Below are 26,555 nucleotides of genomic sequence, written 5' to 3'. Positions count from 1 at the left end.
GGCTTTCGTTGGGTTCAACCCGTCATTCCGGGGCGCCCGGAATGACGGAATAAATGATCACGGCAGCGCCCGCTCCAGCAGCGCGCGCACCTCGCCGCTCTCCAGCTCGACCGCGCCGTACATGCTGGCGTGGGTCGCTGCGAGGCGCGTGGCGGCAAACAGTTCGGCACTGCGCGGGGAAACACCGTTGAGAGCGGCGGCAGCGGCAAGCAGCGCCAGCTTCTCGACCGCAAGCCGCGCGACACGCTCGCCATCGGCGCGGCGGAAGGTCTGACCGATGAACGCAATCGCTTCGCCTGCTCCGGGCAGGCCCGTCGTCTCGGCCGCAAGCGATTGCAGCACCGCCATTGCGGCCTCCGGCTCGCGCGAGAGCGCGCGGAGCACGTCGAGGCACATCACGTTGCCCGAACCTTCCCAGATCGCGTTGACCGGCGACTCCCGATAGTGCCGCGCCAGAATGCCGTCCTCGACATAGCCGTTGCCGCCGAGGCATTCCATGGCCTCATAGAGGAACGGCGGCGCACTCTTGCAGGTCCAGTATTTGATCGCAGGGGTCAGGAGCCGCATATAGGCGGCCTCCGCCGCATCGTGCGGCATGCGGTCGAAGGCGCGGCACAGCCGCATCACCAGGGCCGTGCTCGCCTCCACATGCAGCGCCATGTCCGACAGCACCGCCCGCATCAGGGGCTGATCGGCCAGATGCTTCTGGAACACGCTGCGGTGACGAGCGTGATGCAGCGCATGCGCCAGCCCCGAGCGCATCAGGCCGACGGAGGCGATCGCGCAATCCTGGCGCGTCAGCTGCACCATCTGGATGATGGTGCGGATGCCCTTGCCCTCCTCGCCGACCCGTTCGCCATAGGCGCCGACGAACTCGACTTCGGAGGACGCATTGGAGCGGTTGCCGAGCTTGTCCTTCAGCCGCTGGAACTGGATCGCATTCACCGAACCATCCGGCGCGAAGCGCGGCATGAAGAAACAGGTCAGCCCGCTGTCCGCCTGCGCCAGCACCAGGAACGCATCGCACATCGGCGCCGACATGAACCATTTGTGGCCGGTGATGCGATAGGCATCGCCGTCGGGCACGGCGCGCGTCATGTTGGCGCGCACGTCGGTGCCGCCCTGCTTCTCGGTCATGCCCATGCCGAGGGTCATGCCGCGCTTCTGCCACCACGGCGCAAAGCTCGGGTCGTAGCTCCGGGTCGACAGCACCGGCATCACCTTGCCGAGCAGATCCGGCTGCATCGCCAGCGCACCGACGGAGGCGCGCGTCATCGTGATCGGACAGAGGTGGCCGGTCTCGACTTGCGCGGCCATGTAGAATTTTGCGGCGCGGATGACTTCGGCGGCATCGCCCGCAGGTCTGCCGTTCGTGGTCCAGGTCGAATTGTGGACGCCGGCATGAGCGCTGTGTGCCATCAGCTCATGATAGGCCGGGTGAAACTCGACCTGGTCGCGGCGATTGCCTTTTGCGTCGAAGGTGCGCAGCTTCGGCGTGCTCTCGTTCGCGACGCGCCCGCGATCGGCCATCGCGGCCGAGCCCCACTGCCTGCCGAACTCGGACAGCTCGCGTTCCGCCGCCGCGCCGCCATTGGCCTTCACCGCATCGATCAGCGGCCGATCCACGGCGAACAGGTCGATATCCTCGAACGGCGGCGACTGGTTGAAGACCTCGTGGGTCGCGAAGCTCGGCTGGGTCATCAGGTTTCCTCGGCGCGGGCTTTAGTTCCGGCGCGGCTGAATCGGGAAATCATAGGCTGCCCCGCCGGCCCCCGGCAGGGAAAAATGCCACCACTCCTTCGAATAGTTCACAAAGCCTTGCCTGGCCATCGCAGCCACCAGCCGCTTGCGCCAGGCGCGCTGCTCCGGTGTGATCGACGGTGCCGCAGTATGGCCCCTCGTGTCGGTGCAATCGTAGCCGGTGCCCATGTCGACGCTGCCTTCGGGCGCGCGCGCTTCGACCGGCGCCGTGCAGTCGGCATAGGTCTTTGCCGCATCATATTTGGCGGCGTTGTCGGCTTTGAGATCGACCAAGGTCAGATCGAGGGCGGCACCCGTCGAATGCTGCGAGCGGCTCGCGATGTAGCCGAGGCGGAACAGCTCGGTCTTGGGGATCTTGGGATTGTAGCGCCGCTCGGCGACCGTCTCGTGTCCGTTCTGCGACCACTTCACCATGTCGAGCGAGGCCCGCGCCGGCCGGTAGCAGTCGAACATCTTCAGCGAGAGGTTTTGCGCCGCGAGCTCCTGCTGCACCGCCTTCAGCCGCAGCCCGACCTCGCGCTTCACCACACATTCGCCGGCGCCGTAGCCGGCGAGCGGACGGCCGACGAAATTGTTCGAGGTGGCATAGCGGATGTCCTGGATGATGCCGGGATCGATCTCGCGCAGATAGACGAAGCCGCCGGGGAGCGATTGGGCCAACGCGGATGAGATGGAGGCGATTGTTAAAAGTACGATCAAAATCGATTTGATGGAGCGCATCTAAACTTCCCTGTCATTCCGGGGCGATGCGAAGCATCGAACCCGGAATCTCGAGATTCCGGGTCTGGCGCTTGCGCGCCATCCCGGAATGACCGTGTACCAGACTCCTCAGGGGATAACTCCCCGCCCCGGCATTGGCCCTTGCCCCCTCATGCATCCGCGCCTATAGCTCTCGTTTTAATGACATCGAAATCGACCTTCGTCCTCGGCCACCGGCATTTGCTGGGCATCGAGGGCCTTTCCGCGGCCGACATCACCGGCCTCCTCGACCTGTCCGAAGAATATGTCGAGCTCAACCGCCAGGTTGACAAGAAGCGCACCGTCCTGCGGGGACGGACGCAGGTGAACCTCTTCTTCGAGGCTTCCACCCGGACCCAATCCTCGTTCGAGCTCGCCGGCAAGCGCCTGGGCGCCGACGTCATGAACATGTCGGTGTCCTCCTCGTCCATGAAGAAGGGCGAGACGCTGATCGACACCGCGATGACGCTGAACGCGATGCACCCGGACATCCTGGTGATGCGCCATCATGCCTCCGGCGCGGTGGAACTGCTGGCGCGCAAGGTTGACGGTTCCGTGATCAATGCCGGCGACGGCGCCCATGAGCATCCGACCCAGGCCCTGCTCGACGCGCTCACCATCCGCCGCAACAAGGGCCGGATCGAAGGGCTCGTGGTCGCGATCTGCGGCGACGTGCTGCATTCGCGGGTCGCCCGCTCCAACATCATCCTGCTCAACACGATGGGCGCCCGCGTCCGCGTGGTCGGCCCCACCACGCTGCTGCCGCCGGGCATCGAGCGGATGGGCGTCGAGGTCGCGCACGACATGCGCGAGGGGCTCAACGGCGCCGACATCGTCATGATGCTGCGGCTGCAGCGCGAGCGCATGAACGGCTCCTTCGTGCCGTCGTCCTCCGAATATTTCAACTATTTCGGGCTCGACCAGAAGAAGCTCGCCTACGCCAAGCCCGACGCACTCGTGATGCATCCGGGCCCCATGAACCGCGGCGTCGAGATCGACTCGATCGTGGCCGACGGCGCGCAGTCCCTGATCCGCGAACAGGTGGAGATGGGGGTGGCCGTGCGCATGGCGGTGCTGGAAGCGCTCGCCCGTAACCTGCCGAACGCGTGATGCCGATGTTGACCGATCGCCGCCCCATCCTGCTCGCCAACGCCCGCGTCGTCGATCCCTCCAGGGATTTCGACGGTGTCGGCGACGTCCTCATCGCCGACGGCGCCATCCGCGAGACCCGCCGCGGCATCGGCGCGGCCGGCGTCCCCGAAGGCACCGACATCGTCAACTGCACCGGCAAGATCGTGGCGCCCGGCCTGGTCGACATGCGCGCCTTCGTCGGCGAACCCGGCTTCAGCCATCGCGAGACCTTTGCCACCGCGAGCCAGGCCGCCGCGACCGGCGGCATCACCACCATCATCTGCCAGCCCGACACGTCTCCGGTGATCGATAATTCGGCGACCGTCGACTTCGTGATGCGCCGCGCCCGCGACACCGCGATCGTCAACATCCAGCCGATGGCGGCCCTCACCAAGGGCATGCACGGCGATGAGATGACCGAATTCGGTCTGCTCAAGGCCGCGGGCGCCATCGCCTTCAGCGACGGCGTCAGAAGCGTGACCAATGCGCAGGTGATGCGGCGCGCGCTGACCTACGCGCGCGATTTCGACGCGCTGATCGTGCATTACACCGAGGACCCCGATCTCGTCGGCGAAGGCGTGATGAACGAGGGCGAGTTCGCCTCGCGGCTCGGCCTGATGGGCATCCCGAATGCCGCCGAGGCCGTGATCCTCGAACGCGACATGCGCCTCGTGGCGTTGACCGGCGGCCGCTATCACGCGGCCTCGCTGACCTGCATCGACTCGCTCGAGATCCTCCAGCGCGCCCGCGACGCCGGGCTCGCCGTCAGCGCCTCGGTCTCGATCAACCATCTTGCGCTGAACGAGAACGACATCGGCCCCTACCGCTCGTTCCTGAAACTGTCGCCGCCTTTGCGGACCGAGGACGACCGCCGCGCGCTGGTGGCCGCAATCGCCTCCGGCCTCCTCGACGTCATCATGTCAGACCACAATCCGCAGGACGTCGAGGTCAAGCGCCTGCCGTTCGCCGAAGCCGCTCCCGGCGCCGTTGGTCTCGAAACCATGCTGCCCGCTGGCCTCCGCCTCGTGCACAATGGCGAGCTGGAACTGAAGACGCTGATCCGCGCGATGTCGACCCGGCCGGCCGAAATCCTGGGGCTACCGGGCGGAACCCTGCGTGCAGGCAGCCCGGCCGACGTCATCGTGATCGACCCCGATGTGCCCTGGGTGGTCGATCCCGCCGATCTCAAATCGCCCTGCAAGAACACCCCGTTCGACGAGGCCCGCTTTACAGGCCGCGTGGTGCGCACCATTGTCGGCGGACGCACGGTCTACGAGCATGTCTGACGTGAAATCCAGCCTTTGGAGCTGCCGCCATGGGGCTTGAAGCATTTCTGCCGGTGGCCTTCGTCATCGGCTACCTCCTCGGCTCGATCCCGTTCGGGCTGGTCCTGACCAGGCTCGCCGGCACCCAGGATATCCGCTCGATCGGCTCCGGCAGCATCGGCGCCACCAATGTGCTGCGCACGGGACGCAAGAGCCTTGCGGCGGGCACCCTGCTGTTCGACGCGCTCAAGGGCACCGTGGCGGTGGTGATCGCCGGCTACATCGCAGGACCCAATGCCGCCATGGTGGCCGGGCTCGGCGCCTTCCTCGGCCACCTCTTCCCGGTCTGGCTCAAGTTCAAGGGCGGCAAGGGCGTGGCCGTCTATATCGGCATCCTGCTCGGACTGTTCTGGCCCGGCGCCGTCGTGTTCTGCCTGATCTGGCTGGCGACCGCCTTCACCACCCGCTACTCCTCGCTCTCCGCGCTGGTGGCGGCGTTCGTCACGCCAATGTTCCTGTGGTGGTTCGGGCACCTCGCGCTCGCAGCCTTGTTCGCGGTGCTTACGCTGCTCTTGTTCTACGCGCATCGCGAGAACATCAAGCGATTGCAAGCCGGCAAAGAAAGCCGGATCGGCGAGAAGGCGTAGTCGCTTCGAGGTCGGCGTCTAAAGCCGGGACATCTACGGATACCGAAGCCCCCTCTCCGCATTATATGTCAAATCCTGTTCGCAACTGCCGGCGCTTTCGCGGCAGGCAGTAGCGAATGTGTTCCATGCCTGTCATCCTGACAGTCGAGATGGCGTTACGCGGTTGCTCAGAATGAGCGAGAAGATGGTCGGCGCGCATGACGGGGTCGGTTCGCGAGGTGCGTTGCGCACCGCGGCAAGCCGGCTGCTCTCGACCACCGACATCTGGTCCGATGCGCCCTCGCCGCCTCCCGCGCCTCCTCCCGTCTTGTCGCCAGCGCCGCAGCCCGATCCGATCGCGCAAGCGCCTGTGACGGCCGAGATAGTGACCACGACCGCGCCCGTTGCGCCAGCGCAGCTGCCCGCCGGCCGATGGCCGCCGCGAAAGCTATCGCTGGCGCTGCAGGGCGGCGGCACCTTTGCCGCCTTCACCTGGGGCGTGCTCGAGCGGCTGCTGGAAGAGCCGATCGAGATCGACACCATCAGCGGCGCCAGTGCCGGCGCCATCAATGCGCTCCTGCTCGCCTCCGGCCTTGCCGAAGGGGGCCGCGAGGCTGCCCGGGCACGGCTGAGCCGGTTCTGGCTCCGCCTCATGCACGAGGCCTCGTTCCGCTCGCTGATGCTGGTCGGCGGATTTTCGCCGGCGGGAAGCTCGGTCGCGTTCGGTCCGACGCTGCGCTCCGGCCAGTTCGATCCGTTCGATCTCGATCCGCTGCGGCAGGCGCTGTCGCGCGACATCGATTTCGCCGCCCTGCTCACTCCGGGGTGCCCGAAGCTCTTGATCGCGGCGACACGGATCCGCGACGGCCAGCAGCAGATCTTCCGCAACGATGCCATCACTGCCGACGTCGCGCTGGCCTCGACCTGTCCCCCGCTGGTTCATTGCGCCGTCGAGATCGAGGGCGAAGCCTATTGGGACGGCGGCTTTGGCGGCAACCCGCCGCTGCTGCGGCTGGCGCAGGAGACGACGACGTCCGACGTCCTGCTCGTCCAGGTCACGCCGGCGCGTGACAGCTACGTGCCGATCACGCTCGCCGCGATCGACCGCCGGCTCGACCAGATCGCGGCCAACGCCGCCCTCAATGCCGAGATCGCCGCGATCGCCTGGGCGCAGGCGCATGCCGCGCCGTCGCTGCGCCTCACCAGGATCGCGGCGGAAGACTCGGTCGACGGCCTGGCGCAGCGTTCGTCCACCGATCTCGGCCACGGCTTCATTCGCCTGCTGCACCGGAGCGGTCGCGCAGCCGCCGAGCGCTGGCTCGGGCAAGATGCGGCCGGGACCGAGGCCCCAGGTGTCTTGTCCGCCGCCGAGCCGGCGCTGCTCTGATTTGCGCCTCAGGCGTCCGAACCAGACCCGGCCCCGGTTAGCGCCTCGCTGAGCGGCTCGATTGCCATCCGGTAGCCGACGAGGCGCGCCACGGGCGCAAGCGTCGCGAACAGCAGCTTCTGAAGCCAGATCGGCACGCCCGCGAGATAGAGGTGATCGCGATAGGTGTGCAGCACCAGTGCAATCAGGAGAAAGTTCGGATCGCCCGCTCTAGAGAACCACGCAGGTTGCTTCACCGTAAGCGTTGCGAAATTGGCGAAGAAGCGCAGATGCTGCTGCGCTGGCATGAACGAGACCTCGAGCTCGGCGTTACCGTCGCCGGCATTGGCGAAATAATGCGGCCTGCCACGTGGCACGGTCACGCTGCTGCCGGCGTCCACCAACTGCTCACGCCCGTCGACGACAAACTTGATGCGTCCACTCTTCACTGCAAAGTGCTCGTCCGCGCTGGGATGCACGTGCACGAGCGCGTTGCCGCCGCCCGAGCCGCCCTTTTCGAGGATCACACCGAAACGTGCGACGTCACGGTTGTCGAGCAGTCCGGAGAAGACAAACGTCTCCTTGTTGAAGGCATTGCGCAGCCGAGTGCCGCGGGCGAACTCTGTCGACATGTTTGCGTCTCCTTGCGAAGTCTGGAGACGCGCTGGTAGCGGCCTAGCTGACGAACGTATTGTAAAAATCCGACGACGCGAGTTCGTCATTCCACCCCTGCACTCCGTCGGGCGCGACACGCCGGCAGAACACCTCCGGCGAGCTTCCCGCGAAAGTGCGAAAGTCGCGGATCAGATGCGCCTGGTCTGTGAATCCGCACGCATGCGCGACATCGGCCCAATCGGCGCCGGACCGGCGCGCCGCGATCGCCTGCAGCATCCGCTCGATCCGTGCGAACCGCTTCGCGCTCGCCCCGGTCTCGGTCTTGAAGCGGCGCTGAAGGCTGCGTTCGCCGATGTCGAGGCAATCGGCGAGCCCGCGCATCGAGATCGCCGGATTCCGCCTGATCGCCCGCATAGCCCGTGCAACCAGCGGATCGAGGCGTGACGGCCTCCGCCTCTGCTCGAGAAAGCCCTGCATGCAAGTCACGCGCGCAGCCGCGCTGCGAGCCCCGGCGAGCCGCTTTTCAAGCCATGCGGCAACCTTGTCGCCGAAGATGTCGGAGATTTCGACGCTGGCATCGAGCAGGTCGGCAGGCCTGACCCCGAGCACGCGATCGGCCGCCTCAGGCTTCAACCGCACCAGCACGACACCGACCGGACCACTCGGCTTCAGCGCCTCCGCGCGCGTGTGCATGCCGTTGACGGTGCCCTTGTAGACTCCGCGTTGCGAGGCCATCGGCGATCGATAGTGAACGATCAGTACCGGCGACGTCGTCGGCAGCACCTTGATCGTTCGCGCGCAGGCGGTCGCGGCATCCGCGAGATCGACATCACAAAGCGCCTCGACGATCTCGCCGAGACTTTCGCTCGCGGCGAAGAATTGTGGGCCGCGCGGACCCTGTCGGTGCGGGAGAGTCATGAATTCAATTGGTCGGCCGAGGAGCGGCGCAGTTGCCTCCGCCGCGTTTACATAAAGTTGAGGTAAGGCGCACGCTCACGCCCGCGCGAGCGCGTCCTCCAGGAACCACGCCGTCGCGAGGGCGCGCGCGTCGTTGCCGAAACGTGCGATCACCTGCACGCCGATCGGCAGGCCACCCACCTTCAGCACGGGAACGTTGACGCAAGGATTGCCCATCAGGGTCCACAGCCGGTTGTAGCGGGGATCGCCTGTCGTCGCGAGCGCCTTGGCCGGCGCTGTGCCGGGCGCCGAATAGGTCAGGAGCACGTCGACGCCCTCGAACACTTCGCCGAGCTCGCGGCGGCCGCGACGGCTGATCCGGCGCGCCTCGTCATATTCCTTCGGCGTCAGATGGGCCGTCGCATCGAGGCTCGCCCGCAGCATCGGCGCGATCTCGTCGTGACGCTCGGAAAACTCCCAGGCCAGAGCGCGATGCGCCTCGAAATCCTGGACGATGGGATGGATGCGCCAGGCCTCCTGCACCGCCTCGGGCAGATCGATCGTCTGCACGCTGGCACCGGCGCGCTCCGCCGCCTTCACCGCGGCCAACAGGCCCTCTTCGGCCGCCGGCTCCACGGCGCCGGCGAACTCCTGCCTGACCACGCCGATGCGCGGCGCCTTCGCCGGGACGATGCCGGAAAATTCGCTGCGGCCGGTCATCGCCAGCAATCCGCACGCGAGATCCTCGGCGCGGGCGCCGAACAGGCCGACCGTGTCGAGCGCCCACGAATAGCATTTCACGCCGACCGTCGGCAGCATCCGGAACGACGGCTTGATCGCGGCAGTCCCGCAATAGGCAGCGGGCCGGATCACCGAGCCGCCGGTCTGGGTGCCGAGCGCAAGCGGGATCATGCCGGCGCCGACGGCCGCCGCCGAACCCGCGGACGAGCCGCCCGGCGAGTGGCCGAAATTATGCGGATTGAGCGTCGGGGTCGGATCGCGCGAGGCAAACGCCGTGGTCGTGGTCTTGCCGATGATGGTGGCGCCTGCCCGCTTCAGCATCATCACGACAGGCGCATCGGCGCGCGGCTGCCAGCCGCGATAGATCTGTGAGCCCATCTCGGTCGGCATGTCAGCGGTATCGATGATGTCCTTGATGCCGACGGCGATGCCGCGCAGCGGGCCGGTGCCTTGCGCTTTCGCAGCCTTGTCGTGACGGACGAAGGCGTGGACGTCCTTCTCCCTGGCTTCGATCGCCGCGTGCGATTGCGCAATGGCGGCATCGGGCGAAAGCTCGCCCGCTTCGATGCGGCGCTGGAGGTCGGCGAGTGAGATCATGGCAAAACCCTTCTTATTGGCATCGCTTTTAGCATCGGGGCGAGGTCGCGCAAGCGCACGTCGCTGTTGCGCAACGCCCTCAGGTTGTTCCATGCTGCGGCTACAAGGAGACGCCGTGGACGCCATCAATCCGAGCGTGGAGCTGACCGAGGCTGAGCGGATCGACCGTCTGCGGCTGATCCGCTCCGACAATGTGGGCCCGCGCACCTTCCGCTCGCTGGTCGATCATTTCGGCAGCCCGCGCGCCGCGCTGGAGCGGCTGCCGGATCTGGCGCGCCGCGGCGGTGCGCAGCGATCGGGGCGCATCTGCAGCGCGGATGAGGCCAAGGCCGAGCTCGCCGCAGGCCGCAAATTCGGCATCGCCTGGCGCACGCCCGGCGAGGACGGCTATCCGACCCGGCTGGCGATGATCGACGATGCGCCGCCGCTGCTCGCCGTGCGCGGCGATGCCAAAACCCTGATGCGGCCGATGATCGCGATCGTCGGCTCGCGCAACGCCTCCGGCGCCGGGCTGAAATTCGCAGGCCTGCTGGCGCGCGAGCTTGGCGAGGCCGGCTTCGTCGTCATCTCCGGGCTCGCGCGCGGCGTAGACCAGGCCGCGCATCGCACCAGCGTCGAGAGCGGCACGGTTGCGGTGCTCGCCGGCGGCCATGATTGCATCTATCCGCCCGAGCATGGCGACCTGCTCGCCGCGATCCTCGACCACGCAGGCGCTGCGATCTCCGAGATGCCGCTCGGCCACGAGCCGCGCGCCCGCGATTTCCCCCGCCGCAACCGCCTGATCTCGGGCGCTTCGCTCGGCGTCGTCGTGGTGGAGGCGGCGCACCGCTCGGGCTCGCTGATCACCGCGCGCATGGCGGCCGAACAGGGCCGCGAGGTGTTCGCGGTGCCCGGCTCGCCGCTCGATCCCCGCGCTGCCGGCACCAACGACCTGATCAAGCAGGGCGCGACGCTCGTCACCGAAGCTGCCGACATCATCAATGCGGTCGCACCGATCATGGAGCGGCCGCTGATGATTCCTGCAAGCGAGCCCGACAGCGAGCCGTTCGAGAGCGATCCGCAAGGGCACGACCGCGACCAGATCACCGGCCTGCTCGGCCCTACCCCCATCTCGATCGACGACCTCGTGCGGATGTCCGGCGCCTCGCCCGCGATCGTGCGCACCGTGCTGCTGGAGCTCGAACTCGCCGGAAAGCTCGAACGTCACGGCGGCGGGTTGGTGTCGTTGCTGTAGACGCCAAGAGAGTTGGCTGTCTCGGACCTTGGTCTCCTGCGCCATTCTGCCGCAGTTGTATCGCCTCTTGATTTCGCCCCAGAGATGCGGAAGACTTAGCGGCAAGTTTGGGGATTTTCATATTTTCGATGGACTGAGCGCGGTTTCGCGCCACGGTCTCTGTTGTTCGGTTTCCGAAGCCGCTCGGAGGGGGAGCGGCGGTGTTTTGGTGGGTGGCTTGCCTAGCGGCAGCATTTTTTTTTGGGGGACATCATGCGTAAGGTAAGTGTTGAAGCGCGTTTGCTTGCGTTAGCGGTCATTGCTCCGTTGCTTGGAGGCTGTCCAGGACAAGGGGCATTTCCTCCGGCCTACATCGCGATCGGCCAGAAGGGCATCGTTCCGACAACTCAATTGCAGGTGGGTCATCTTTATTTTGAAGGCCAGGGCAGACGCCCGGTATTCGCACTTGCCGACGGCACAATATTTTCCGAACTCTGCTACGCAGATTTCGGGCGGACCGCAGTTCTCGCTAACATCACAAAGTACACCTCCGCGTCGGGAGCACCGCTCTATGCCGAAAATACGACAAGTCTTGGAGCTACACTCAGTGCCAATGTCACGGGCATCAAACTCGGAATCTTAAGCGCTTCCGCAAGCGGCACTTATAACCCCTCCGATGTCCTCAAGACAGAGAATGCCCGCGTCGTAACACTTAGCGCGGAGGGAGCGGAAATCGTCCGAAAGTCAATCGGAGGCGCATGCAAGTCCGAGATTGCTGGGCTGCTGGCACAGGGCAAACGCGTCATTCTAGTTGCCGACGCGGTGCGTGCCGATAAGGGCACCTTCACATCCTCGAACGGCTTCGAGGTCGGAGGAGGCGTCTCGGTCGGTGGATCGGTTTCGCTAGGAACGGGGAATGCGGCAACAGTGACCGGCCCAGGTGTGAATGGCAAGGGAGGGAGGACATCAAGTAGTTCCACGACTTTCACGATGCTCTACCTGTCGATCGTAGATTCAAGCTTTACCCTGTAACGCGCGTGAAAGCGGCCGGCTAGTGGGCATCCGCCGCTTTCGGATTCCGACTTTGCAAGGCAGACACCAGCCTTATTGCAAGACTGATGACACTGGGCAAGGCATCGCAAACGATGCCGAGGCCAAGCTAAGTAAGACGGTGAACCTAGAGCAATATCTAAAGTTAGAGGAATAAGGCGAGCGGAGATCAAACCACCTAATGCATGATGAAATGATGCTCGAACTTCTACCCTCCCCCTGGAGGGCCCGTCGCGACACTGGCAAGTTCGTCCGCCTTTAGCCGACGTTGCGCTCGTCGAAGCGCGTGCGCGCCGCCTCGATCTGCACCAGATGGTCGATCGCCCACTGCCCGAGCGCTTTCACCGGCTGTTGCAGCCCGCGGCCGAGATCGGTCAGCTCATAGTCCACGCGCGGCGGAATGGTCGGAAAGATCGTGCGCGTGACAAGGCCGTCGCGCTCCAGCCCGCGCAGCGTCAAGGTCAGCATCCGCTGCGAGATGCCGTTGATCATGCGCTTCAGCTCATTGAAGCGTTTCGGCCCGTCGCCGAGCATCATGATCACGAACACGCTCCATTTGTCGCCGACGCGCGACAGCACGGAGGCCACGCCGCGGCAATCCGCATGGTTGGGGTCCGGGATTGGATCTGGCCTCGCATCTGACCTCGCAGTTGGCCTCGGCGGAGCAGGCAAATCGGTGTTCTCAGGTTTCAAAGATGTGCCCATGGCTCAAAAAAGTGCGTTCTTGCGGGGATTTCTATGGTCACTCATGTAGCGCTGGTTACAAACTTATACCAGGGTGACCCCACATGAAACTGCTCCATATCGACTCCAGCGTGCTCGGCCCCCACTCCGTGTCCAGGCAGGTCTCCGCGGCCATCGTCGACCGGCTCCGGCAGGCGACGCCCGCGCTGGACATCACCTATCGCGACCTGACCCAGACCCCGCTCGCGCACCTCTCGGGCTCGCACCTCGCCGCCGCGCAGGGCGCGCCCGCGCCGGCGGAACTCGGTCCTGATCTTGCTGCGAGCGCGGCCGTGCTGAACGAATTTTTGGCCGCCGACACCGTCGTCATCGGCGCGCCCATGTACAATTTCACGCTTCCGAGCCAGCTCAAGGCTTGGATCGACCGCATCATGGTGGCGGGGAAGACTTTCAAATACGGCGCGGCCGGCCCCGAGGGGCTCGCCGGCGGCAAGCGCGTGATCGTGGCGATCTCGCGCGGCGGCTATTACGGCGCGGGCTCGCCGGCTTCAGCGCTGGAGCACCTCGAAAGCTATCTGCGCGGCGTGTTCGGCTTCATGGGCATCCATGATCCCGAATTCATCATTGCCGACGGCATCCAGGTCGGGCCGGACCACCGCGAAAAATCGCTGGCCGGCGCGCTTCAGGCGGCAACCAGCCTGCGCGCGGCCTGAAGCCGTAGCGAAGCATCAGCCGCCGCGGGAATCGCTGCGGCGGCTGATGGACGGCGGCGCGATATGCGAAGCTAAAACCAGACGCCCTGCATGCCCAGGATCACGGCGATGAGCGAGATGAACAGGCCAATGCCCGCGAACAGCACTACTCCGATGAGTTCGGAGGTATCGGAGCGTCTGGCCGGAACGGCGGAATTTTCGGTGTAAATGCGCGGCGCTGAAATCGATGAAAAAATGCGGGCTGCTTTTGGCATATCGGGCTCCCTTGAAATGAGTCTTGTGACCCCTGCCCATAAAAATGTCTTGGCAGCTTGCGCGAAGGTTCAACGCTTCACGCAAGGTTCAGGGAAATACAGCTCGCGAGGTGCAGAGACCCGTCGGCGCAACCGCAACGATCGCGCCGACTGATTCAATTTTCACTTCACTTGATCAACCGCGATAGATCGGCGCGCCGCTCGGCGAGGCCACCGCGCCGCCGTCGACAAAGATCTCCTGGCCCTGCACATGCGCGGAATCATCGGAGGCGAGGAACAGCACCGTCTTGGCAACGTGATCGGTTTCGCCGATGCGCCCCAGAGGCGTCGACAGTGCGATCCGCTTCTCGAAGGCCTTCTCGGCTTCCGGTGTTGCGGTTGCAGGTCCCCAGATCGGCGTGCGGATCGCGCCGGGCGCCACCACGTTGACGCGGATGCCGCGCGGCGACAGCTCCGAGGCCATGATCCGCGCCATCGCGCGCACGCCGGCCTTCGCGGCACCGTAGGCGGAGTAACCGGGAATGCCGAGCACCGAGATCACCGAGCCGTTGAGGATGATCGAGGCATTGTCGTTGAGATAAGGCAGTGCCGCCTGCACCGTGAAGAACACGCCCGTCAGATTGGTGCTGATGACCTTCTCGAACACTTCGAGGGTGGCCGAGCCGAGCGGCGTTCCGCCGGCGATCCCGGCATTGGCGAACACGATGTCGAACTTGCCGAACTTCTCGGCCCCCTGCTTGATCGCGGCTTCCGTCGCGGCGATGTCGGTGGCGTCCGCAGCGAGCGCAAGTGCATTCGGCCCGAGCTCTTTCGCGGCCGCCTCCAGCGTCTGTTTGTTGCGTCCGGTGATCACCACCTTGGCGCCTTCGGCCACGAACAGCTTGGCCGTTGCCAGCCCGATGCCGCTGTTGCCGCCGGTGATCAGGGCCGTCTTGTTCGTCAATCTCACGTTCGCCTCCAGTAGTTGCATTATGAAACTAGATTGCCATCTAGGGCATATGGTTTTATGATGCAACCACACAAGCGCGTGATCGGCTCGGCAATCGTGCGAACGCGAAAGGACAGACGACGATGGTGAAACGAACGAGCTTCGAGGGCGATGCCTGTCCGATCGCGCGGTCACTGGACGCGCTCGGCGATTGGTGGTCGCTGCTGATCATCCGCGAGGCGCTGTTCGGCCTGCGCCGCTTCGGCGAATTCCAGGGCAAGCTCGGCATGGCCAAGAACATCTTGTCAGTCCGGCTGCGCGCGCTGGTCGACCACGGCATCCTGGCGACCGCGCCCGCCTCCGACGGCAGCGCCTATCAGGAATATGTGCTGACACCGAAGGGCCGCGGCACCTTCCCCATTCTGGTCGCGCTGCGGCAATGGAGCGAGGAGTTCGACGACGCGCCTGAGGAGATCGCGACCGTGTTGGTGGATCGCGCCAAGCACCGCCCGGTGAAGAAGCTCGAAATGCGTGCGGCGGACGGACGGCTGCTTACGCCCGCCGACACCATGTTGAAGCCGCGGCCGCCGCGGCGGCGGTCGGCGTAATGACGCACGGTTGCCACCACACCGTCATTGAGCGCAGCGAACCAATCCAGATTGCCACCGCGGAGAGACTCTGGATTGCTTCGCTGCGCTCGCAATGACGGCTTGAAAGGACTTGTACAAAATACAGACGGCGTCGAAGATGCTCAAATGGCCGAAAGTGGCACCCATGCCCCTGCTCGCCATCGTCTATTTTTCCATCTCCGGCACCACTGAGTCGCTGGCGCATGCAGTGGCGCGCGGAGCGGATGGTATAGCGCACGTCGCGCTTTGTCGCATCACAGGCGACGATATCGCGTCGGGCCGCTTCCAGAATGAGAGCTTATTAGAAACGATCGACCGCGCCAGCGCGGTCGCATTTGGCAGCCCGACCTACATGGGCGGAGCAGCGGCGCAATTCAAAGCCTTCGCGGACGCCTCAAGCGACCGGTGGACCCAGCAGCGATGGGCCAACAAGTTCGCAGCCGGATTCACCACGGGCGCTCTCGCGGGGGGCGATCAACTCCACACGCTGACCTACTTTACGATCCTGGCTGCTCAGCACGGCATGCTCTGGTGCGGACTGGATGTCCCGGGAGGAGAGGACCCGGGCGGCCGCAATCGTCTGGGCAGCCAGCTTGGACTGGCGACAAACATCATCGACGGTGCGTTGCCGCACAGCGACTTGATCACGGCCGAATATCTCGGCCAGCGATTGGCCAAAATAGCAAGCCGCAATGACGAGGTTGAGGCAGCGCGCTCATATCGATCACCGTCACCCTGAGGTGGCCGCTTCTTCAGCGGCCCTCGAAGGGCGACGGCCCGGCTACACCTCGGCCGCTCATCCTTCGAGGCTCCCGGCGCGATGCTGCGCATCGCGCCACTCGCGCCTCAGGATGACGGGTTGGGCAGTGCCCTCACGACAGCTTGCGCTTGCTCCGCAGCCTCAAATGCTCGTCGGCTTCCAGCTTGGTCATGCCCAGGAGATAATGCAGCACGTCAAGCTTGTGGCGCTCGGCGAGCTTGCGCAAGGGCCCGATCTGCTCGGCGATGAAGGCGACCGCCTCGTCCACGCCGCCCTCTCCCGGTTCCTCGTGGCGCGAGCCTCCCGGCGCACCTGATCCGGCGCGCGCCCGTTTCTTTCCTGGCTTAGTCACCAGACCCCACCCCGAATCCATGCCCCGCGGAAACATTACGCCGATAGCGATCGCAACTCCAAGGTGGTATTTTGCAACTTTCTCGATATGAAACTTTTCCCATCCGGGCGGCTTTCAACAGCCTCCGATTTGACAGCGAGGGCCTCACCACCCATGTTCGGGTCGAAACGGCCGACCCGAGTCCTTTCGTTTTCGGCCCCATATTTTCCCGTAAGTTACTGGAACTACATGAATATCGTCATTGTGGAGTCGCCGGCGAAAGCCAAGACGATCAACAAATATTTGGGCTCGTCCTATGAGGTTCTGGCCTCGTTCGGCCATGTCCGCGACCTGCCCGCGAAGAACGGCTCCGTCGATCCTGACGCCAATTTCAAGATGATCTGGGAGGTCGACCCCAAGGCGGCCGGCCGGCTCAATGACATCGCCAAGTCCCTGAAGAACGCCGACCGCCTGATTCTCGCCACCGACCCTGATCGCGAGGGCGAGGCCATCTCCTGGCACGTGCTGGAGGTGCTGAAGGAAAAGCGCGCGCTGAAGGACCACAAGATCGAGCGCGTGGTGTTCAACGCCATCACCAAGCAGGCGGTCACGGACGCGATGAAGCATCCGCGCCAGATCGACGGCGCGCTGGTCGACGCCTATATGGCGCGCCGCGCGCTGGACTATCTGGTCGGCTTCACCCTCTCCCCCGTGCTGTGGCGCAAGCTGCCGGGCGCCCGCTCCGCCGGCCGCGTGCAGTCGGTGGCGCTGCGCCTCGTCTGCGACCGCGAGCTCGAGATCGAGAAGTTCGTCGCGCGTGAATATTGGTCGCTGATCGCGACCCTGCTCACCCCGCGCGGCGATGCCTTCGAGGCCCGCCTCGTCGGCGCCGACGGCAAGAAAATCCAGCGCCTCGACATTGGAACCGGCGCGGAAGCCGAAGACTTCAAGAAGGCGCTGGAGACCGCCGCCTACGCCGTGACCTCGGTCGATGCGAAGCCCGCCCGGCGCAATCCGCAGGCGCCCTTCACCACCTCGACGCTGCAGCAGGAAGCCAGCCGCAAATACGGCTTTGCGCCGGCGCACACCATGCGCATCGCCCAGCGCCTCTATGAAGGCATCGACATCGGCGGCGAGACCACCGGACTCATTACTTATATGCGTACCGACGGCGTGCAGATCGATCCGTCTGCGATCACCCAGGCCCGCAAGGTGATCGGTGAGGATTACGGCAACGCCTACGTGCCGGACGCGCCGCGCCAGTACCAGGCCAAGGCCAAGAACGCCCAGGAAGCGCACGAAGCGATCCGCCCGACCGACATGTCCCGCCGCCCCGACAGCATGAGCCGCAAGCTCGATGCCGACCAGGCGCGGCTTTACGAGCTGATCTGGAAGCGCACCATCGCGAGCCAGATGGAATCGGCCGAGCTCGAGCGCACCACCGTCGACATCACCGCGAAGGCAGGCTCCCGCACGCTGGAGCTGCGCGCCACCGGCCAGGTCGTCAAGTTCGACGGCTTCCTCGCGCTCTACCAGGAAGGCCGCGACGACGAGGAGGACGAGGATTCCCGCCGCCTGCCCGCGATGAGCCCGAACGACGCGCTCAAGCGGCAGTCGCTCGCCGTCACCCAGCATTTCACCGAGCCGCCGCCGCGCTTCTCCGAGGCCTCGCTGGTCAAGCGAATGGAAGAGCTCGGCATCGGCCGTCCCTCGACCTACGCCTCGATCCTCCAGGTGCTGAAGGACCGCGGCTACGTCAAGCTGGAGAAGAAGCGCCTGCACGGCGAGGACAAGGGCCGCGTCGTGGTCGCGTTCCTGGAAAGCTTCTTTGCCCGCTACGTCGAATACGACTTCACCGCTGGGCTGGAAGAGCAGCTCGACCGCATCTCGAACAACGAGATCTCCTGGCAGCAGGTGCTGAAGGATTTCTGGACCGGCTTCATCGGCGCCGTCGACGACATCAAGGATCTGCGCGTCGCGCAGGTGCTCGACGTGCTCGACGAGATGCTCGGGCCGCACATCTATCCGCCCCGTGCCGACGGCGGCGACGTCAGGCAGTGCCCGAACTGCGGCACCGGCCGGCTCAACCTGAAGGCCGGCAAGTTCGGCGCCTTCGTCGGCTGCTCGAACTATCCGGAGTGCCGCTACACCCGTCAGCTCGCCGCCGACGGCGAGGCCAGCGCGGACCGTTCGCTCGGCCAGGATCCTGATACGGGTCGCGATGTCTGGGTCAAGGCCGGCCGCTTCGGCCCCTACATCCAGCTCGGCGAGCAGAAGGATTATGAGGAAGGCGAGAAGCCTAAGCGCGCGGGCATCCCCAAGGGCACCTCGCCGGGCGATGTCGAGCTCGAGCTTGCGTTGAAGCTATTGTCGCTGCCGCGCGAAATCGGAAAACATCCGGAAACCGGCCAGCCGATCACCGCAGGCCTCGGCCGCTTCGGGCCGTTCGTCAAGCATGAGAAGACCTACGCCAGCCTGGAGGCCGGCGACGAAGTGTTCGACATCGGCCTCAACCGGGCGGTGACGCTGATCGCGGAAAAGGTCGCCAAGGGCCCGAGCCGCCGCTTCGGCGCCGATCCCGGCAAGGCGATCGGCGATCATCCCTCGCTCGGCACCGTCACCGTGAAGAGCGGCCGCTACGGCGCCTATGTCACCGCGGGCGGCGTCAACGCGACGATCCCTGCCGAGTTCGAAAAGGACACCGTCACGCTGGCACAGGCGATCGCGCTGATCGACGAGCGCGCGGCCAAGGGCGGCGGCAAGAAGCCGAAGAAGGCGGCGAAGCCGGCCAAGGCCAAGAAGACCGCGACGAAGGCTGCGGACGGCGATGATGCCGCGCCGAAACCGAAAAAGACGGCCGCGAAGAAGGCGGCCAAGACCAAATCCGAATCCACCAGCAAGGCGCGCGCAGCCTTGTCGTCGACCGCAAAAACGTCGCCGACCAAGGCCGCCGCCACCAAGGCTCCGGCCAAGAAGAGTGCCGGCAAGACCTAGATCAAGAATTAGAGGTTAAGTGAAACGCAAGAATGACCATGGCTTTCCCGACAGGAGCGCCATCGTCGCCTTCATCAAGGCAAATCAAGGAAACGTCGGCACCCGCGAAATTGCGCGCGAGTTCGGCCTGAAGAACGCCGATCGCGTCGAGCTCAAGCGCATATTGCGCGAGCTCGCCGACGACGGCACCATCAAGAAAAAACGCCACAAGGTGTCCGAGCCGGACGCGCTCCCGTCAACGCTGGTCGCCGACATCACGGGGCGCGACGCCGACGGCGAATTGATCGCCTCGCCTACCGAATGGGACGAGGTCGAAAGCGGCGAGCCCCCTAAAATCCGTATCCAGATGCCGCGCCGGCCAAAGCCGGGCACCGTCGCCGGCGTCCGCGACCGCGTGCTGCTGCGCGTCGAGCCGACGTCCGAGACCGAAGGCCCCGCCTATCGCGGCCACATCATCAAGGTCTTCGACAAGGCCAAGAGCCGCATCCTCGGCGTGTTCCGCGCGCTTCCCGAAGGCGGCGGGCGGCTCGTCCCCGTCGACAAGAAGGCCGCCGACCGCGAGCTGAACATCGCCCCGGCCGACACACACGGCGCGCAGGACGGCGATCTCGTCAGCGTCGACATCGTCCGCACGCGCAGCTTTGGGCTGGCGTCCGGCCGCGTGAAAGAGAAGCTCGGCTCGGTCAAGTCGGAGAAGGCGATCAGCCTGATCGCGATCTACGCCCACGACATCCCCTTGCAATTCTCGCCCGCCGCGATGCGCGACGCGGAAGCGGCGGAGCCCGCGAACCTGAAGGGCCGCGAGGATTGGCGCGACGTTCCGCTCGTTACCATCGATCCGCCTGATGCCAAGGATCACGACGACGCGGTACACGCGCAGCCCGACGAGGATCCGAACAACAAGGGCGGCTTCATCGTCAACGTCGCCATTGCCGATGTGAGCTTCTACGTGCGGCCGGGCACCGCGCTCGACCGCGACGCGCTCGACCGCGGCAATTCGGTCTATTTCCCCGACCGCGTCGTGCCGATGCTGCCCGAGCGCATCTCCAACGATCTCTGCTCGCTGGTGCCGGGCGAGCCGCGCGGCGCCCTCGCGGTCCGGATGGTGCTCGGCCCCGATGGCCGCAAGCGCTCGCACAGTTTTCATCGCATCCTGATGCGGTCGGCGGCCAAGCTGAGCTATGCGCAGGCGCAGGCCGCGATCGACGGACGGCCCGACGATACCACCGGCCCCCTGCTCGATCCGATATTGAAACCGCTCTACGCCGCCTATGCCTGCGCCAAGCGCGCGCGCGACGAGCGCGATCCGCTCAATCTCGACCTGCCCGAGCGCAAGATCCTCCTGAAGAGCGACGGCACGGTCGATCGCGTCGTCGTGCCCGAGCGCCTCGACGCGCACAAGCTGATCGAGGAGTTCATGATCCTCGCCAACGTCGCGGCGGCCGAGATGCTGGAGAAGAAATCGCTCCCGCTGATTTACCGCGTGCACGACGAGCCGACGCTGGAGAAGGTCCACGCACTCGCGGAATTTCTGGAGACGCTCGACGTTCCCTTCGCCAAATCGGGCGCTCTGCGTCCCACCACGTTCAACCGCGTGCTGGCCCAGCTCGAAGGCCATGATTATTACCCGCTGGTGAGCGAGGTGGTGCTACGCGCTCAGGCACAGGCGGAATATTCCTCCGAGAATTACGGACACTTCGGCCTGAATTTGCGCCGCTACGCGCATTTCACCTCGCCGATCCGCCGCTATGCCGACCTCGTGGTGCATCGCGCGCTGGTCCGCGCGCTCGGTCTCGGCGAAGGCGCGCTGCCCGACAGCGAGACTCCGGAAAGCCTCGGCGAGGTCGCAGCCCACATCTCGGTGACCGAGCGGCGCGCGATGAAGGCGGAGCGCGAGACCGTCGACCGGCTGATCGCCCATCACCTCGCCGACCGCATCGGCGCCAGCTTCCAGGGCCGCGTCTCCGGCGTCACCCGCGCCGGCCTGTTCGTCAAGCTCGCCGATACCGGCGCCGACGGCCTGATCCCGATCCGATCCCTCGGCACGGAATATTTCAACTATGACGAGAGCCGGCACGCCCTCGTCGGCACGCGCAGCCGCACCATGTATCAGCTCGGCGACGTCGTCGACGTCCGCCTGGTCGAAGCCGCTCCCATCGCAGGCGCACTGCGTTTCGAGCTGCTGTCGTCATCCAGCGAGACCGCGCCGCGCGACCGCAGGCAACCGGGTCCGCAACGCCGCCCTTCGCTCAAGGCGCAGCCCGGACGGAGCCCGGATAGAAAACGCAAGCCGGCGAAGCCAAAATCCGGCAAGGGGAAGAAGGGCCAGGGAAACAACAAGGGAAAGAACAAGGGCAAAGGCGGCGGTAAAAAGGGCAAAGCATGGTGACGATGAGCACGGCCCCAAAAATCTGGACGCGCGAGACGGGGCTGGTCGAGAAGCGCGATCTCTGGACGGCCATGAAGCGCGGCTTTCGCGGCCGCTGCCCGCGCTGTGGCGAGGGCAAATTGTTCCGCGCCTTCCTGAAGACCGCCGACGATTGCGCCAAATGCGGCCTCGATTTCACGCCGCACCGCGCCGACGATCTGCCGGCCTATCTCGTCATCGTCATCGTCGGTCACATCGTGGTGCCCACGATCCTCTGGATCGAGACCAATTACACGACGCCGGTCTGGATCAGCTTCGCGGCCTATCTGCCCTTCACTTTCGTCGCCTCGCTGGCGCTGCTGCAGCCGGTCAAGGGAGCTGTGGTCGGCCTGCAATGGGCTCTGCGCATGCACGGGTTTGACGACAACCCTCCGGATGGTATTCCGCCTGTGTAAGCAAGAAGCAAGAAGCGTTTGGGTGAGGACATGACGGATATTGTGCAAGTCGCGGAGAAAGCCAGGGTCCACGAGGAGAAGGAAGCCGATCACCATCCCTATTTCCGCCCGAGGGATGCGGCGACGCTGATCCTGGTCGATCGCAGCGGCGCCATTCCGAAAGTGCTGGTCGGCAAGCGCCACGACAAGGTGGTGTTCATGCCCGGCAAGTTCGTCTTCCCCGGTGGGCGCGTCGACAAGGCCGACTATCGCGTGCCCTGTGCTGCGCCCATCACGGCGGAGCTGGAAGCCAACCTCGCCAAAGGCAGCCCGAAGACCCCCGCTTCACGCGCGAAGTCTCTCGCCATTGCCGCGATCCGCGAGGCCTGCGAGGAGACCGGCCTCTGCCTCGGCCGCAAGACCGAAGGGAAAGCAAAGCTCGAAGGCGCCTGGAAGCCGTTCGCCGATGCGGGCCTCCTGCCCGATCCCTCGAGCCTGTTCCTGATCGCGCGCGCGATCACGCCGCCCGGCCGCGTCAAGCGGTTCGACACGCGCTTCTTCACGGCGGATGCCTCCGCAATCACCCATCGCGTCGATGGCGTGATCCATGCCGATGCCGAACTGGTCGAGCTGGTCTGGGTCGAGCTCGGCTCCAAGCCGCTGGCCGACCTGCATCCGATGACGCGCAACGTGCTCAATGAGCTCCACACCCGCCTCGCCACCGGCCCGCTGCGCCACGACGCGCCGGTGCCGTTCTTCCATTTCTACGGCGGCAAGATGCAGAAGGATGTTTTGGGCTAGGTCGTCATTCCGGGGCGCGCGCAGCGCGAGCCCGGAATCAATCGGGCCGCAGAGACTTGCCGAGCAATGGATTCCGGGCTCGCGCCAAGAGGCGCGCCCCGGAATGACGGGAAGAGCCAGCCTAGTCCGCATCCGGCTCGGTGCCGACATAGTCGCGCGCCGGGAGCTTGAGGACGCGACCGATCTCGCTTGCGAGATGATCCGCCTCCTCGCGCCTGGCGAAGCTCTGAAGCGTGATCGGCTCGGTGCCCTTGTTGCCGCAGAGATTGACCTCGTACGTCGTCAGATCGGTGTCGTAGTCGTCGGTGACGCTGATGAAATGGTAGTCGGCGAGATTGAGTGACGAGCGAATGTTCAGCGGGCCGAATTGCCTGGTGATGACGATCTGGCGCAGCGTCTCGTTGAGCACGACGAAAGTGCGGAACGTCAGCAGGATGATGCCGGGGATGCCGACGAGCAGCCCGAACCCCGTGAACACCAGCACCGGCACGAGATCGTCGGCGAGCCTTCCAAAACCGGAAAAATCCTGGCGCAGGCCGAGCGCGACATTCCACAGCAGATAGAAGCTGGCCGCCAGCAGCGGCAGCGACAGCAGCCGGCCAACCCAGGGCATGGTCCGGTCGATGCGGACAATGCTGCCATCCACGGTCATTGCGCCTGCCATTGAAGTCTCCTCACGAGGTCACGGCTTAGGTCGGAGCCGGCAGCGGATTGGTTCGATGGCTCCTGCGGGCTCGCCGCGCGTCACCCCGAAATGACGCGATTGTGCTAACCGCGTCGCGAAAAACAAAAGATTCTTCCCGCCTCCCCCAATGGCGCAGCTCCCCGGCGTCCCTATGTCTTTCCCCAACGTCACCAAGAACGGACACCGGGCGATGGCACAACGGCAACTCAAGCTTGGCGCGTTCATGCGCCCGATCAGCATCCACACCGGCGCCTGGCGCTATCCCGGGGCCTGGCCCGACGCCAATTTCAATTTCGGTCACATCAAGCAGCTGATCCAGAAGCTCGAGGCCGGCAAGTTCGACGCCTTCTTCATGGCCGACCATCTCGCCGTGCTGAACATGCCGATCGATGCGCTCAAGCGCAGCCACACCGTGACCTCGTTCGAGCCGTTCACGCTGCTGTCGGCGCTCTCCGCGGTCACCGAGCGCATCGGCCTGATCGCGACAGGCTCGACCACCTTCGACGAGCCCTATCACGTCGCGCGCCGCTTCGCCTCGCTCGATCATCTCAGCGGCGGGCGTGCGGGGTGGAACATCGTCACGACATCGAACCCGGACGCGGCACTGAATTTCGGCCTCGACGACCACATGGAGCACGCCGAGCGCTACAAGCGCGCCCGCGAGTTCTACGACGTCGTCACGGGCCTGTGGGATTCGTTCGCCGACGATGCCTTCGTGCGCGATGTCGAGAGCGGGCTGTTCTTCGATCCTTCGAAAATGCACACGCTCGATCACAACGGCAAATATCTGAAGGTGCGCGGGCCCCTCAACATCGCCCGCCCCGTGCAGGGCTGGCCGGTGATCGTGCAAGCCGGCGCCTCCGAAGACGGCAAGCAGCTCGCGGCCGAGACGGCGGAGGCCGTGTTCACCGGCGGCGGCAGCCTCGCCGACGGACAAAAGCTCTATGCCGACATCAAGGGCCGCATGGAGACCGTCGGCCGCGATCCCGAGCACCTGAAGATCCTGCCCGGTGCCTTCGTCGTGGTCGGCGACAGCGTCGATGAGGCCCGGGAGAAGCGCGCGCTGCTCGACAGCCGGGTGCATTATGACAGCGCCATCGCCTCGCTCTCGGTCATCCTCGGCACCGATGCCTCGGGCTTCGATCCGGACGGCCAATTGCCTGACATCCCCGAGACCAACGCCAGCAAGAGCGGCCGGCAGCGCATGGTCGACCTCGCCAAGCGCGACAAGCTCACCGTGCGCCAGCTCGCCCAGCGCGTCGGCGGCTATGGCGGGCTGTCCTTCGTCGGCACCGCCAAGACCATCGCCGACCAGATGGAGGAATGGCTGGTCGGGCGCGGCTCCGACGGCTTCAACATCATGTTCCCGTTCCTGCCCGCCGGACTCGACGATTTCGTCGACAAGGTCGTCCCGGAGCTGCAGCGGCGCGGGATTTTCCGCAAAGAGTATGAAGGGCCCACTTTGAGGGAGAATCTGGGCCTGCCGCGGCCCAAAAATCGGTTCTTCGAGGGATAATTGGGCCGTTTTGGGTGGTTTTGCGCGCTAGAGCCCCTGCCGGGGCCCTAGGTTGTTGTTTTTGACGCGTTTTCTTGACGCGAACCGGTACCCACTTCGCTGGAAAACGCTTCGAAACCTTGACATCAGGCGGTTTCTGGCTAGGTTGCCGGCCAACGCGGGCCGTTTGGCCGGCTCCAGATTCCCCAATTTTCTGAGGTTCAGAACATGGCCAAAGCGGTCACCATCAAGGTCAAGCTCGTGTCCTCGGCCGACACCGGCTTCTACTACACCGCCAAGAAGAATTCGCGCACCATGACCGACAAGCTGGTCAAGAAGAAGTACGACCCGGTCGCGCGCAAGCACGTCGAATTCCGCGAAGCCAAGATCAAGTAAAAGATCAAGTCAGATCGCGGACAAGCTGCTGAGTTTTGCGGGGCCCTCACGGGCCCCGTTTTATTTTGGCCCTCTCGTGTCCCGGACGCGCTGCAGCGCGCCTTTGCGCTGCTGCGCAGAGCCGGGACCCAGATCGCGATACGTGACGCTGCGGCCGCATGGGCCCCGGCTCTGCAGCGCACCGCACCGGACGATGCTTCGCATCGCCGGGAGCGCTGCGCTGCGTCCGGGGCACGAGACCGAATTGACGTGCTCCACTTTCTCCTGACCACCATGGCCAATCATTAGGCAAACGCCTCTTCAACCTTCAGTTGCTCGACCCGGAATGTCTGTTACCGTGCAGTTACCGGTGCGAAATTGCCGTCCCGGAATTGGAAGGACATGGTCATGAGATTGTCATCGAGCCTTGTCGTGCCTTCAACCATCGCTGTCATGTCAACCGTCTTGCTGTGCGCCCCGGCCGCATCGCAAATCCCGACTGGCTCTGCCGCCATGATTCCCCCTGTCACGGTCGATGCGCCGAAGCAGGTGGCAAAGCCGCACGTGTCGGAGCGGGGAGCAAACACAACGGCGCCGCGTCGGACTGCGTCGACCACGCGAACGTCAACCGCGCGCACACCTTCCTATGCACCGGGTTCTGTAATGGGGAGGATTGCCAGCCTGGAGAAAGTCGCCAGCAGCTGCAACGGTGGCTGTGCATCAAGCTTCCGACACGGCAACGAGCCCTGGATTGGATGCAGCGAGTCGGGCGGCAACGTGAACTATGGACCTTTCTCGCCAACGTGCCGAGACACCATCACCCATACATCCTACGAGAATTGCGTCGAGACGAAGGTGTTCCTGGGCGAGTTTCGCAACAGAGCCCACTGGTTTTGCAGCAGCCTGCAGGCCGGCAACAGGTTCAAGGTCGCCGATCTCAAGCGGTCAGGACGTCACTAGTCCATACCGCTCGCCGGTTGCTGCGAGCCGCGCGATGCACAGCATCGCGCCGGGAGCCTCGAAGGATGAGCGGCCGAGATGCAGCCGGGCCGTCGCCCTTCGAGGGCCGCTGAAGAAGCGGCCGCCTCAGAGGCTGTGAATCTA

The 26,555-nt window shown here is 65.1% G+C and carries 25 protein-coding genes; 15 read left to right on the top strand and 10 right to left on the bottom strand.

Annotated features, from left to right (window positions below):
* Positions 1-57: 57 nt before the first annotated feature.
* Entirely contained in the window at positions 58-1,701 is a 1,644-nt protein-coding gene (locus AABA84_RS12670) for an acyl-CoA dehydrogenase family protein (protein WP_338312214.1), read from the bottom strand.
* 21 nt (positions 1,702-1,722) lie between these two features.
* Complete coding sequence (locus tag AABA84_RS12665) at positions 1,723-2,481, bottom strand: M15 family metallopeptidase (RefSeq protein ID WP_212245038.1); 759 nt, start codon at positions 2,479-2,481, stop codon at positions 1,723-1,725.
* Between the two features lie 180 nt (positions 2,482-2,661).
* Between AABA84_RS12665 and AABA84_RS12660 the strand changes: the two genes are divergently transcribed.
* The 4 genes from AABA84_RS12660 (at position 2,662) to AABA84_RS12645 (ending at position 6,908) form a co-directional block, all read left to right on the top strand.
* Positions 2,662-3,609, top strand: coding sequence for an aspartate carbamoyltransferase catalytic subunit (locus AABA84_RS12660; protein WP_212245040.1), 948 nt, complete (start codon positions 2,662-2,664; stop codon positions 3,607-3,609).
* A 5-nt stretch (positions 3,610-3,614) separates the two neighbouring features.
* Positions 3,615-4,916, top strand: coding sequence for a dihydroorotase (locus tag AABA84_RS12655; protein WP_212245290.1), 1,302 nt, complete (start codon positions 3,615-3,617; stop codon positions 4,914-4,916).
* Between the two features lie 29 nt (positions 4,917-4,945).
* On the top strand, positions 4,946-5,542 hold the full coding sequence (gene plsY, locus AABA84_RS12650) for a glycerol-3-phosphate 1-O-acyltransferase PlsY (RefSeq protein WP_028143933.1): 597 nt from the start codon (positions 4,946-4,948) through the stop codon (positions 5,540-5,542).
* A gap of 172 nt (positions 5,543-5,714) precedes the next feature.
* A complete protein-coding gene (locus AABA84_RS12645) occupies positions 5,715-6,908 on the top strand; it encodes a patatin-like phospholipase family protein (RefSeq protein WP_212245043.1) in 1,194 nt (397 codons plus the stop codon).
* 8 nt (positions 6,909-6,916) lie between these two features.
* On the opposite strand, the gene AABA84_RS12640 is transcribed toward AABA84_RS12645, so the two are convergent.
* From AABA84_RS12640 to AABA84_RS12630, 3 genes are all read right to left on the bottom strand, one after another.
* A complete protein-coding gene (locus tag AABA84_RS12640; RefSeq protein WP_338312213.1) occupies positions 6,917-7,519 on the bottom strand; it encodes a cupin domain-containing protein in 603 nt (200 codons plus the stop codon).
* 43 nt (positions 7,520-7,562) lie between these two features.
* Complete coding sequence (locus AABA84_RS12635; protein ID WP_338312212.1) at positions 7,563-8,420, bottom strand: helix-turn-helix domain-containing protein; 858 nt, start codon at positions 8,418-8,420, stop codon at positions 7,563-7,565.
* Between the two features lie 75 nt (positions 8,421-8,495).
* Complete coding sequence (locus AABA84_RS12630) at positions 8,496-9,737, bottom strand: amidase (RefSeq protein WP_212245049.1); 1,242 nt, start codon at positions 9,735-9,737, stop codon at positions 8,496-8,498.
* Between the two features lie 91 nt (positions 9,738-9,828).
* Between AABA84_RS12630 and dprA the strand changes: the two genes are divergently transcribed.
* Together dprA and AABA84_RS12620 are read left to right on the top strand one after the other, a co-directional pair.
* A complete protein-coding gene (gene dprA / locus AABA84_RS12625; protein WP_338312211.1) occupies positions 9,829-10,971 on the top strand; it encodes a DNA-processing protein DprA in 1,143 nt (380 codons plus the stop codon).
* Positions 10,972-11,223: 252 nt separating this feature from the next.
* Positions 11,224-11,982: a hypothetical protein gene (locus tag AABA84_RS12620; RefSeq protein ID WP_338312210.1), complete on the top strand. Its 759-nt coding sequence runs from the start codon at positions 11,224-11,226 to the stop codon at positions 11,980-11,982.
* 276 nt (positions 11,983-12,258) lie between these two features.
* On the opposite strand, the gene AABA84_RS12615 is transcribed toward AABA84_RS12620, so the two are convergent.
* Positions 12,259-12,705: a winged helix-turn-helix transcriptional regulator gene (locus AABA84_RS12615; protein ID WP_338312209.1), complete on the bottom strand. Its 447-nt coding sequence runs from the start codon at positions 12,703-12,705 to the stop codon at positions 12,259-12,261.
* Positions 12,706-12,788: 83 nt separating this feature from the next.
* On the opposite strand from AABA84_RS12615, the gene AABA84_RS12610 reads away from it, so the two are divergent.
* A complete protein-coding gene (locus tag AABA84_RS12610; protein ID WP_212245056.1) occupies positions 12,789-13,397 on the top strand; it encodes an FMN-dependent NADH-azoreductase in 609 nt (202 codons plus the stop codon).
* 71 nt (positions 13,398-13,468) lie between these two features.
* Here the strand turns inward: AABA84_RS12610 and AABA84_RS12605 are convergent, their stop codons facing one another.
* Together AABA84_RS12605 and AABA84_RS12600 are read right to left on the bottom strand one after the other, a co-directional pair.
* Positions 13,469-13,651, bottom strand: coding sequence for a hypothetical protein (locus AABA84_RS12605; protein WP_338307798.1), 183 nt, complete (start codon positions 13,649-13,651; stop codon positions 13,469-13,471).
* Between the two features lie 175 nt (positions 13,652-13,826).
* Positions 13,827-14,600, bottom strand: a complete 774-nt coding sequence (locus AABA84_RS12600) for an SDR family oxidoreductase (RefSeq protein WP_212245066.1) — start codon at positions 14,598-14,600, stop codon at positions 13,827-13,829.
* A gap of 122 nt (positions 14,601-14,722) precedes the next feature.
* Here AABA84_RS12600 and AABA84_RS12595 point away from each other — a divergent pair, with 122 nt between their 5' ends.
* Positions 14,723-15,187 carry a winged helix-turn-helix transcriptional regulator gene (locus tag AABA84_RS12595; RefSeq protein ID WP_338312208.1) on the top strand — a complete coding sequence of 155 codons (465 nt, stop codon included), beginning with the start codon at positions 14,723-14,725 and terminating at the stop codon, positions 15,185-15,187.
* A gap of 112 nt (positions 15,188-15,299) precedes the next feature.
* Entirely contained in the window at positions 15,300-15,947 is a 648-nt protein-coding gene (locus AABA84_RS12590) for a flavodoxin family protein (protein WP_338312207.1), read from the top strand.
* A 133-nt stretch (positions 15,948-16,080) separates the two neighbouring features.
* Here the strand turns inward: AABA84_RS12590 and AABA84_RS12585 are convergent, their stop codons facing one another.
* Entirely contained in the window at positions 16,081-16,236 is a 156-nt protein-coding gene (locus AABA84_RS12585) for a hypothetical protein (protein ID WP_246550001.1), read from the bottom strand.
* Positions 16,237-16,548: 312 nt separating this feature from the next.
* Between AABA84_RS12585 and topA the strand changes: the two genes are divergently transcribed.
* Genes topA through AABA84_RS12565 form a run of 4 tightly spaced genes read left to right on the top strand, consistent with a single transcriptional unit; the run spans position 16,549 to position 22,896 of the window.
* Positions 16,549-19,293 (top strand): type I DNA topoisomerase, encoded by a 2,745-nt coding sequence (gene topA, locus AABA84_RS12580; protein WP_338312206.1) that lies wholly within the window; start codon positions 16,549-16,551, stop codon positions 19,291-19,293.
* A gap of 19 nt (positions 19,294-19,312) precedes the next feature.
* Complete coding sequence (gene rnr / locus AABA84_RS12575; RefSeq protein WP_338312205.1) at positions 19,313-21,682, top strand: ribonuclease R; 2,370 nt, start codon at positions 19,313-19,315, stop codon at positions 21,680-21,682.
* Positions 21,676-22,116 carry a DUF983 domain-containing protein gene (locus AABA84_RS12570; protein ID WP_338307790.1) on the top strand — a complete coding sequence of 147 codons (441 nt, stop codon included), beginning with the start codon at positions 21,676-21,678 and terminating at the stop codon, positions 22,114-22,116. Before rnr ends, AABA84_RS12570 begins: the two co-directional genes overlap by 7 nt.
* A 30-nt stretch (positions 22,117-22,146) precedes the next feature.
* The gene (locus AABA84_RS12565) at positions 22,147-22,896 is read left to right on the top strand and encodes an NUDIX hydrolase (protein ID WP_338307788.1); all 750 of its coding nucleotides are present in this window, start codon (positions 22,147-22,149) and stop codon (positions 22,894-22,896) included.
* A 121-nt stretch (positions 22,897-23,017) separates the two neighbouring features.
* On the opposite strand, the gene AABA84_RS12560 is transcribed toward AABA84_RS12565, so the two are convergent.
* On the bottom strand, positions 23,018-23,560 hold the full coding sequence (locus tag AABA84_RS12560; RefSeq protein WP_338312204.1) for a hypothetical protein: 543 nt from the start codon (positions 23,558-23,560) through the stop codon (positions 23,018-23,020).
* A gap of 211 nt (positions 23,561-23,771) precedes the next feature.
* On the opposite strand from AABA84_RS12560, the gene AABA84_RS12555 reads away from it, so the two are divergent.
* Positions 23,772-25,097 carry an LLM class flavin-dependent oxidoreductase gene (locus AABA84_RS12555; protein WP_212245107.1) on the top strand — a complete coding sequence of 442 codons (1,326 nt, stop codon included), beginning with the start codon at positions 23,772-23,774 and terminating at the stop codon, positions 25,095-25,097.
* Between the two features lie 207 nt (positions 25,098-25,304).
* Positions 25,305-25,472, top strand: a complete 168-nt coding sequence (rpmG, locus tag AABA84_RS12550) for a 50S ribosomal protein L33 (RefSeq protein ID WP_008139339.1) — start codon at positions 25,305-25,307, stop codon at positions 25,470-25,472.
* The last annotated feature ends 1,083 nt before the right edge of the window (positions 25,473-26,555 follow it).

Source organism: Bradyrhizobium sp. TM239, from assembly GCF_036247985.1.
GTDB lineage: Bacteria > Pseudomonadota > Alphaproteobacteria > Rhizobiales > Xanthobacteraceae > Bradyrhizobium > Bradyrhizobium ottawaense.
Note: the sequence above shows the minus strand (reverse complement) of the source record. Positions and strands in the feature narration are given on the sequence as shown.